Origin of the sequence: Limnospira sp. PMC 1279.21 (assembly GCF_032349615.1) — a bacterium.
Taxonomy (GTDB): Bacteria; Cyanobacteriota; Cyanobacteriia; order Cyanobacteriales; family Microcoleaceae; genus Limnospira; species Limnospira fusiformis.
Genome location: NZ_JARPLU010000047.1, coordinates 22,023 through 31,115, shown reverse-complemented (window position 1 = coordinate 31,115; position 9,093 = coordinate 22,023). Strand labels below are relative to the sequence as shown.

The following is a 9,093-nucleotide window of genomic DNA, read 5'->3' as shown; positions in this document are numbered from 1 at the left end:
ACCTGATTTATCACGGCTGGGGAAGTTGGGTTGCGCTGCGCTTCACCCAACCTACAATGGGAAAGTTGGGTTTCCCTGCGCTTCACCCAACCTACAATGGTACACTGGAGAAGTTGGGCCCGGCTGCGCTTCACCCAACCTACAATGGTACACTGGAGAAGTTGGGCCCGGCTGCGCTTCACCCAACCTACAATGGTAGGGGAAGTTGGGCCCGGCTGCGCTTCACCCAACCTACATATTCGCCTAACCTACAATGGGAATGGACAATTGACGACTAATTGGCGATAATCTAGTGGTGAACATTAATCCTCTGCTGGGAAAAGGCTTTTTATGCTTACCCTTGAAACTTTATTTGATGAAGGGTTTTATTTGGCACAAAATCAGGACGTTAAAGATGCGATCGCTAACGGGGTTTTTGAGACCGCCTTTGAGCATTTTTCTCGCTATGGACAATTTGAAGGACGAACACCTAACCCGATTTTTGATGGGGAATTTTATCTGGCACAAAATCCCGATATTCAGTCGGAAGTAGAGGCGGGAATTACCACTGCAGCGGCTCATTTTGTTAATATTGGACAAACGGACAACCTCAGCCCTAATCCCTTTTTTGACCCGGTTTTTTATCTACAACAAAATCCTTCAGTCGCTCAGGGAGTAGCTAACGGGGAATTTACGGCATTTGAGCATTTTTTCAAAATCGGACAATTTCAGGGGTTGAACCCTAGCGAGTCCTTTGATGCGGAGTTTTATCGCGATCGCAATTTTGATGCTGTTCAGGGTATAGAAGAAGAGATAATTGGCAGCCTTTTTGAGCATTTTTTTCGGTTTGGTTCGCCGTTGGGGAGGTTGGGCGCACCCCCACAGTTCGGCGATGACCTCAGTAATGCGATCGCTTTAGATACTCTCTTGGGAAGTCGGACTATAGTTAACTCGGTTACGGATGATAACCCGGTCAATATTTATGAATTTATCATTCCCAATAATGGCAGTGAGTTTAGCCTATTTCTGCACGGTTTAAAAGCGGATGCTAATGTGGATTTAATCCAAGATTTTAATCAAAATCAAGCGGTTCAACCTGATGATATTATCGCCTCTTCAAATAACCCGGCTTTGGCTACAGAATCTATTGAGATTGACCTATTGCCACGGGGAACCTACTTTGTGCGGGTTTCTCAGTTTCAGGGGGAAACTATTTATGCCTTGGAATTGTCAGCCATTCCCCTGGATATTTGAACCCAAGGGGTAACTGTTAATTATTAATTATTAATTATTAATTATTAATTATTAACGGGGAACCTACTTTGTGCGAGTTTCTCAGTTTCAGGGGGAAACTATTTATGCCTTGGAATTGTCAGCCATTCCCCTGGATATTTGAACCCAAGGGGTAACTGTTAATTATTAATTATTAATTATTAATTATTAATTATTAACGGGGAACCTACTTTGTGCGAGTTTCTCAGTTTCAGGGGGAAACTATTTATGCCTTGGAATTGTCAGCCACTCCCCTGGATATTTGAACCCAAGGGGTAACTGATAATTATTAATTATTAATTATTAATTATTAATTATTAATTGTCTGAGAAGCCCGCAGTTGACCGCAGGCGGCATCAGCATCTAAACCGCGAGAATAGCGAACGCTGACTGCTACCCGTCGCTGTTCCAATTCCTTGACAAAATCCTGTATTTGTGAGGGACTAGGGCGCTGATAATCCACCTCATTAATGGGGTTATAGGGAATCAGATTAACATGACTTTGAAAGCCCCGCATAAGGCTGGCTAATTCGGTGGCGTGGCTAGGTAAATCATTAACTCCAGATAACATCACATACTCAAAACTTACCCGCCGCCCGGTCAATTTCACATAATCTCGACATTCAGAGATGAGGGATTCTAGGGGATAGGTTTTGGCGCTGGGAATCAGTTGTTCTCGGAGAGTTTGATTAGAAGCGTGTAAACTAACAGCCAGGGTAATTTGTAGCTGATATTCGGCTAATTGGCGGATGCGGTTGGGAATGCCTACGGTGGAAAGAGTAATCATTCGCTGTCCGATACCAATATCTCTATTTAAGCAGGTAATAGCAGCGATCGCATTTTGAGTATTAAGTAAAGGTTCCCCCATACCCATAAAGACAATATGGCTGACACGGCGTTGGAAATCTTCCTGAACCGTGAGAACTTGATCTACAATTTCATGGGTTTCCAAGTTACGGAAAAACCCCCCCTTTCCGGTCGCGCAAAAATCGCAAGCCATGGGACACCCCACCTGAGAAGAAACACAAACCGTTAAGCGGTCATGGGTAGGAATGCCGACAGTTTCAATAATTTGACCATCGGATAATTTCAGCAAATACTTAATCGTGCCATCACTAGCAACCGCGCGATAATGAATAGTTGAACGACCAACGGGTATGGTGGCTAATTGCGATCGCCACTGTTTGGGAAACACAGTTATTTCCTCAAGGGATTTAGCCCCTTTCTGATAAATCCACTGATATAATTGCTTTCCCCGATAAGCTGGTTGTCCCTGTTGCTGAACCCAATCAGTCAGTTCAGGTAAAGATGTCCCCAGTAAAGGTTTAAAAGCTGGTTCAACTGCGATCATAAATAGCTACCCTGTGCTTAAAAATTAATCGGCTGATTGTGGCTTTTTAGTTAACAGAAATCCCCGTAACTGAGTGAGATTAACCGTTTGTCCTAAATTGAGAGGTAACACAGAAACACCTTCTAAGCGGGACTGTACCCAACCCTCTCCCCAATACCATTCATGAAAGCCATCAATCCCCCCACTGAGGAGAAACCGCAAACAGTTAGACTCAGCCACATCAACATAATGTTTAATGGTCACCGGACCCAGTGAACTGGTGAACTTTAGACCCACATTAAACTGTTGGGGGAGTCCTGATGAAAATTGCACAGGCCACAACCACTGTTGAACGTGGTGGGGATACAACAGACTTTCGCGAATAGTCGCCTCGGAGGCATCTACCTCAATCCTTAGACTGCTTTTTTGAAAACTACCCAGCATAAGTCACCATGATCAAACCAGTTAGCGATCGCACTTGTCGGATCACAAACCACTCCCCATTATAGCAGTTCTAGTAGGGTGCGTCATAACCAGAAAATGGCAATCATCACCGCCCATCTCGCCAACTGACGCACCTCACCCATGGTAGCCTATCCGGTGCATCATAACCGGAAAACCAGCACCATGACCCCAAGACAAGGGATATCTAGGGTTAGGGGAAATTAATTATTTGTTTGTGATGATGAGTAAACCCGCTTCACCCCTCCGGCTATCAAGGAATAGGGCGCAGGCGGGAACTAAATGGATAATGGATTATGGATAATTGTAAGTTGTAAATTGTAAATTGTCAATCATCAACTTTCCAAAAACTATGGCTGATCAACTTATACGTGCTACAGCGGCTGACGGCGGTATTCGCGCTGTGGGGGTAATTACCACTCGTCTAACGGAGGAAGCGAGAAAACGGCATAAACTATCCTATGTAGCCACAGCAGCCCTAGGACGGACAATGGCAGGGGGTCTGTTGCTGGTTTCTAATATGAAGCGTCCCGAGTCACGGATAAATCTTCAAATTCAAGGGGACGGACCCTTAGGAGGTATTGTAGTCGATGCGGGACTCGATGGCACTGTGCGGGGTTATGTTGGGAACCCAGAAATCGAGTTAGCGCCCAATGCTTATGACAAACTAGACGTTGGCAGGGCAGTGGGTAAAAATGGTTATGTTTATGTAGTGCGGGATGTTGGCTATGGTTATCCTTACTCCAGTACAGTTGAACTGGTGTCAGGAGAAATCGGCGACGACCTGACCCATTATCTGGTATCATCAGAACAAACCCCATCAGCCTTAGTGTTAGGGGTATTTGTGGATAAAGAAGGCGTACAGGCGGCTGGGGGGCTGTTATTACAGATCCTCCCCAAAGCTGCCACTGATTTAGCACTGATAGAGTTATTAGAATCGAGAATTGGTGCCTTATCTGGTTTTACGCCTCTGTTGCGCGCCTGTCAAACTCTCCCCCATATTTTTGAGCAATTGCTAGGAGATTTGGGGTTAAATATTCTACCGGAAACCCAATTGCTACAGTTTCATTGTGGCTGTTCTTTTGAACGGGTTTTAGGTGGTCTCAAGATGTTTGGACAAGCTGAACTACAAGATATGATTGAAAAGGATAGCGGCGCAGAGGCTAAATGTGAATTTTGTGGCCAGATTTATCACGCCACTACGGAAGATCTCCATAAGTTGATCCGAGACTTGAACCAGGATCACGATCAGTTGTCCGAAAAGATTGGCAGGGTTTTATAGAAAACTTCCCTAGGGGATTAGAAGCCAAGGCTAAAATACAACCTGTTCAGAAATCATCTGATCACCTCTCAAAGTCCCTCTCCGTCTCTGGGATCCAGATTTAGGGTGAGGGTAATGTATTAAGCGACTGGTGAACAAGCTGTAATTCCCTAGGTGGGGTGATTGCGATCGCTTTCCTAACAGTGCTATAAAAATCAAGCAGCACCTTACTTTTTCCCCGTGGATAGTTGGTAGGGGGTGAATGCAGCGTGAGGATGGCTTAACCTATGATTGACAGGAAACCGAAACAAAACCGTTGGCTGGAATTGCGTTCCCCAAAAGTGGCGACACCACCAGCGATATCTGACAGAGTAGGGTCGCCACCAAAATTGGTGCGGGGAAGTTCTGAACAAATACAGCCACAACGTAAAAGCCGTAAAGAACGGTTAAAAGAACTGCGGATGCTGCTAGAGTCGCAAAGCATGAATCAGCCACCCTCACCACCGCCAGAACCGGAAGTCGTGCAGCCAGAGCCTACTGTATCATCAGCTTTGGTGACAGTGGTTCCCCCAACTGTTGAACCGGAAACGCCTTCACCAAAGAGAAATAACCCCATTATGGCATCTCTGCCGTTGTTGGGGTTGCTGTTGGTGTTGGCGACTCCCCCAGGGGTGGCTTATGTGGCTAGTACGTTACTGTTGCGATCGCCTGCTTTACCTAACTGTCCTAAGATTTTTTGGCCACTGGCTTCGGCATCTCTGCGTCTGTACTGCGCTGAAATGGCTGCCAGTAAAAACACTTTAGATGATTTCCTCCTAGCCTTTGAGTTGGTGAGTGTCCTGCCAGAAGACCATCCCCTCCGCCCGGAAATTAACCGCCACATTGACAAATGGTCGATCGGTATTATGAATTTGGCAGAGTCTCAGTTTCAAGCCGGAGAATTATCTGAGGCAATTCGGATAGCGAAAAAGATTCCCCCGCAAACTTCCGCATCAGCTAGTGTAGAACAGCGGATTAAACAGTGGCAAGAAATTTGGAAAAAGGCTGAGGGTATTTACCGCAAGGTTGAAGATTTGATGCGCCGAGAAGAGTTGAATTTGGCATTTAGGGAAGCTACCCAGTTATTGAATGTGGGGAATAATTACTGGGAAACGGTGCGATATCAGAAATTAACGGATTTGCTACAGATAGCCAGGGAAGATAGTCGGAAATTGGCAGAAGCCCGAAGTTTGGGGAATCAAGGGGGGGTTAATAACCTATTACTGGCAATTAAAAAGCTAGAGGAAATTTCTGATCAGAGCTATTTGCAAGATCAGGCGAAAAAAGAAGTTTCGGCTTTGAGTAAGTCGATTATGACTATAGCGGAAGATATCCTGAATCAGGGTCAATGGCAAGAAGCGATCGCTACGGTGAATAAAATTCCCACCAGTGCTAACCTGACCGAGGAGGTTAAGGATTTTATCGTTTTAGCCCGCGCCCATGTTCCGGCGCTGCTGGATACCCCAGAAGGACTGACAGATGCGATCGCTCAAGCGGGTGCTATTGAACGTAATCGGCCGTTATACTGGAAGGCACAACAATATATTCGGGGCTGGCAGCAGGAAATTGCTGATCTGACAATTCTCAATGAGGCGGAAAGATTAGCCCGTAGCCAAACTATACCGGATTTAAGGGCGGCGATCGCTAAATTGCAACTAATCCCGGTTTCTCATTCCCGTGGTAGTGAAGCCCGGAAAAATATTAGCCAATGGAATCGGAAAATTGAGGAAATCGAAGATAGACCATTATTGGATATCGCGGAAAAGTTGGCGAGTTTTGGGGATGTTGATTCTCTCAAGGCGGCGGTAGAAAGGGCTTCTCAAATTGGTCGTGGTCGGGCATTATATGATGAGGCTCAAGAACAGATTAAAGAGTGGCGTGTCAGAAGTGAGCGCCTAGAGTTTCAACCGGTTCTCGACCGCGCTCAAGAATTAGCCGCCCAGGGTGATTTTGCTAATGCTATTGCTGTGGCTGAACAAATTAGACCCGGTTTATTGATGTACGAAAAAGCCAGGGCTGATATTAACCAATGGCGATCGCAATTACAGGATATCCAAAATTTAGAAAATGCCGAAACTTCTGCCATTCCTGGCACTATAGATGGGTTAATTCGTGGCATTCAATTAGCCGACCGAGTTTCTCCTTCTGGTTCGTGGCGTTGGCGTGCAGATCAGCTCATTAATGATTGGAGTCAAACCTTATTTACTCGCGGATTAGATCAGGCGATTTATGATATACCTGGGGCTATAGAAACCCTAAAAATGATTCCCCCAGGTAGTACCGTTTATAATTCCGCTCAAGCTCAAATTTCCGATTGGCAATCTTGGTTAAACCCACCGACTCCGGTTCCCAATCAACAGCCTACTCCGCCTAGGTCAGTATCTCCCAATATTGAATTTGAGCAGCCACCCGATCTAAACAAACCAATTAGATGGGATAACTCCATTGATGACCCTCAACCACGCCTTTAAAAAATTCGCCCAAAAATTAACCACAATTGGGGTTGATTGACCTTATAATTGGGAGCAAAAGAACTACAGGCATGACTTACTGGGACAAACCATTACCCCATAAAATCCTAACCCCCGCCGAACTACTCCAGCTTTATGCTAGTGGTAAACGAGGGTTCATCGGCGTAGACCTACAAGAGGTAAACCTCGAAGGAGCCAATTTAAAAGAATTACTCCTCTGGCAGGCTAACCTCAAATCCATTAATCTCCGTCGCGCTAATCTTAGCAACACCCATCTATTTGCTAACCTCTGTAAAGCTAATTTGTCCGACACCGATTTAAGCAATGCTAAACTACTTTATTCTGACCTGAGAGAAGCCAACTTGACCAGAGCTAAATTGTTCAAAACCAATCTCAAAGGGGCAGATTTACGCGGTGCCAATTTAAGCTACGCTAAACTAGCATACGCTGACTTAACCGAAGCAGATTTACGCGGCGCAAACTTCTCTAATTCCGTTCTATTTTCAGTCACCATAAATCGCGCTCATATTGAAGATGTTGATTGGAGTAAAACTACTTTAGTTAAAACCAATCTCCGGGATGCACTATAATTCAATTAGCTTCTGTAGCTTCTGTCTCTGTCTCCCCCCAAGGAAGTGAGTCAGTTACACGAGTCGCCGCTCACCATAGACCTCATAACTTTCTCGTCCCCACTCAAGACTGGTACATCAGCTAACTCAGAAAACCGATATTTAACCCATATTCAACGGAATTGTCGTTGATATCTCTGTCAAGCTAAAATACCAGTTATAGTAGTTACTGAATAATTATGGCTTCCATTGCTCGCAAAAACCTCATCGAAGATATTCCCCGCTTCCTAGCGGCTCAGGCTGGGATTATGTTTGCGGTGAGTTTAGTTACCATTCAAAATGGCATTCTCAACGGATTTGTGCAATCCTCATCCATGCTGATTGATAGATCTAGCGCCGATATTTGGATTACCTCCGAAGACATGGTGCATCTCAATCTGACCATGCCACTAGCCCTAGAACAACTCACCAAAGCCCAAAACGTTCCCGGTGTAGAACTAGCAGAACCTCTAATTTTTCAAAGTGCGCGTTGGCGCGATCCGACTGGTCAAATTCAAGCGATTAATTTAGTCGGTTCTAACCCTGACGGGAAACTGTTTGCTCCCTGGAATATTATTGAAGGAGATTTGGCATCTCTCAAACAACCATATAGGGTAATGGTAGATGAGAGTAATTTAAACTCCCTACGGGTTAGTGGCGTGGGAGATACGGTTACTATTTCTGGCTTAGAAGCCAAGATTGTCGGATTAACTCAAGGGACTCAACCCATTGTTAATAGTATTTTCGTCTTTACTTCCCTGAAAAATGCTAACGCCTATGTTAGTGTACCTCTACAAACTCAGACCCGATGCACTTTGGAGAATGGCAATCTTAACTGTGTTAATGTTTTTGATGATTCTGGCGATCGCCAAACCCAAACCGATATTTCTCCTGAACCTAGACCCCTAACATTAACCGACCCGATTACTTATATTTTAGTGAAAGCCAAACCCAATCAAGACTTACAGGAACTACAAGCCGCATTAGAAGCTACTCTCCCCAATACACGCGCTTATACCAGAGAAGAAATCGCCGAAAAAATCCAAGAATACTGGCAAAAACGCACCGGAGTGGGTTTCGTTTTGAGTTTAGGGGCTGTGGTCGGAATTTTGGTCGGTATGATTGTGGTAGCTCAAATTCTTTATGCTTCCGTCGCTGACCATATCAAAGAATTTGGTACTCTCAAGGCTATGGGCGCTCCCGATCGCCTGCTTTATTCTGTGATTTTAGAACAGGCTTTTTGGATGGCTGTTCTCGGCTATATCCCCGGAATGGCTCTCTGTTTAGGTGTCGCCAGTTGGGCTTCTGCTACCCAAGGTATTCTGATTTTGATTACCCCGGCTTCTGCTGTAGGGGTGTTTTTCTTAACTTTAGTAATGTGTGGCGGTTCAGCTTTCTTTGCTATCCAAAAAGTCACTCGCGTAGACCCTGCGATCGTCTTTAAGGCTTAAAAATTTCTCTATAAAAAGGTTGACAGAGACAATAAAATGATGCTATTTTTGTAATAAACCCGCCTTCTCAATATCAAGTAGCGATCGCATTTCCGGTGACTCAAAGAAACCGGGTTTCTACGACCATCTTCGTATCCTCACCTAAGTTTTGGTAAGAAACCGGGTTTCTCAATATCAAGTAGCGATCGCATTTCCGGTGACTCAAAGAAACCGGGTTTCT

At 45.0% G+C, this 9,093-nt stretch carries 8 protein-coding genes; 5 read left to right on the top strand and 3 right to left on the bottom strand.

The genetic code is table 11. From position 1 onward, the window contains the following. The coding region (locus tag P5683_RS09655) for a hypothetical protein (RefSeq protein ID WP_315642397.1) at nt 1-182 on the bottom strand (182 nt) is incomplete at its 3' end. Nucleotides 183-330: 148 nt separating this feature from the next. Here P5683_RS09655 and P5683_RS09650 point away from each other — a divergent pair. Continuing rightward, on the top strand, nt 331-1,233 hold the full coding sequence (locus P5683_RS09650) for a calcium-binding protein (RefSeq protein WP_315639660.1): 903 nt from the start codon (nt 331-333) through the stop codon (nt 1,231-1,233). 328 nt (nt 1,234-1,561) lie between these two features. On the opposite strand, the gene rlmN is transcribed toward P5683_RS09650, so the two are convergent. Together rlmN and P5683_RS09640 are read right to left on the bottom strand one after the other, a co-directional pair. Then, nucleotides 1,562-2,602 (bottom strand): 23S rRNA (adenine(2503)-C(2))-methyltransferase RlmN, encoded by a 1,041-nt coding sequence (rlmN, locus tag P5683_RS09645; RefSeq protein WP_006625574.1) that lies wholly within the window; start codon nt 2,600-2,602, stop codon nt 1,562-1,564. A 24-nt stretch (nt 2,603-2,626) separates the two neighbouring features. Further along, entirely contained in the window at nt 2,627-3,025 is a 399-nt protein-coding gene (locus tag P5683_RS09640; protein WP_006625575.1) for a hypothetical protein, read from the bottom strand. Between the two features lie 370 nt (nt 3,026-3,395). Here P5683_RS09640 and hslO point away from each other — a divergent pair, with 370 nt between their 5' ends. From hslO to P5683_RS09620, 4 genes are all read left to right on the top strand, one after another. Continuing rightward, on the top strand, nt 3,396-4,325 hold the full coding sequence (gene hslO, locus P5683_RS09635; RefSeq protein WP_006625576.1) for an Hsp33 family molecular chaperone HslO: 930 nt from the start codon (nt 3,396-3,398) through the stop codon (nt 4,323-4,325). A 266-nt stretch (nt 4,326-4,591) separates the two neighbouring features. Next, nucleotides 4,592-6,814, top strand: a complete 2,223-nt coding sequence (locus P5683_RS09630; protein ID WP_193521165.1) for a hypothetical protein — start codon at nt 4,592-4,594, stop codon at nt 6,812-6,814. A gap of 71 nt (nt 6,815-6,885) precedes the next feature. Beyond that, the gene (locus P5683_RS09625) at nt 6,886-7,404 is read left to right on the top strand and encodes a pentapeptide repeat-containing protein (protein WP_006625578.1); all 519 of its coding nucleotides are present in this window, start codon (nt 6,886-6,888) and stop codon (nt 7,402-7,404) included. Nucleotides 7,405-7,622: 218 nt separating this feature from the next. Beyond that, nucleotides 7,623-8,873, top strand: coding sequence for an ABC transporter permease (locus tag P5683_RS09620; protein ID WP_006625579.1), 1,251 nt, complete (start codon nt 7,623-7,625; stop codon nt 8,871-8,873). Nucleotides 8,874-9,093: the final 220 nt, after the last annotated feature.

Coding starts and splice junctions, on each gene's coding strand:
- rlmN (WP_006625574.1), bottom strand. CDS start 2,602: ATGATCGCAGTTGAACCAGCTTTTAAACCTTTACTGGGGACATCTTTA.
- P5683_RS09630 (WP_193521165.1), top strand. CDS start 4,592: ATGATTGACAGGAAACCGAAACAAAACCGTTGGCTGGAATTGCGTTCC.
- P5683_RS09625 (WP_006625578.1), top strand. CDS start 6,886: ATGACTTACTGGGACAAACCATTACCCCATAAAATCCTAACCCCCGCC.
- P5683_RS09620 (WP_006625579.1), top strand. CDS start 7,623: ATGGCTTCCATTGCTCGCAAAAACCTCATCGAAGATATTCCCCGCTTC.
- hslO (WP_006625576.1), top strand. CDS start 3,396: ATGGCTGATCAACTTATACGTGCTACAGCGGCTGACGGCGGTATTCGC.
- P5683_RS09640 (WP_006625575.1), bottom strand. CDS start 3,025: ATGCTGGGTAGTTTTCAAAAAAGCAGTCTAAGGATTGAGGTAGATGCC.
- P5683_RS09650 (WP_315639660.1), top strand. CDS start 331: ATGCTTACCCTTGAAACTTTATTTGATGAAGGGTTTTATTTGGCACAA.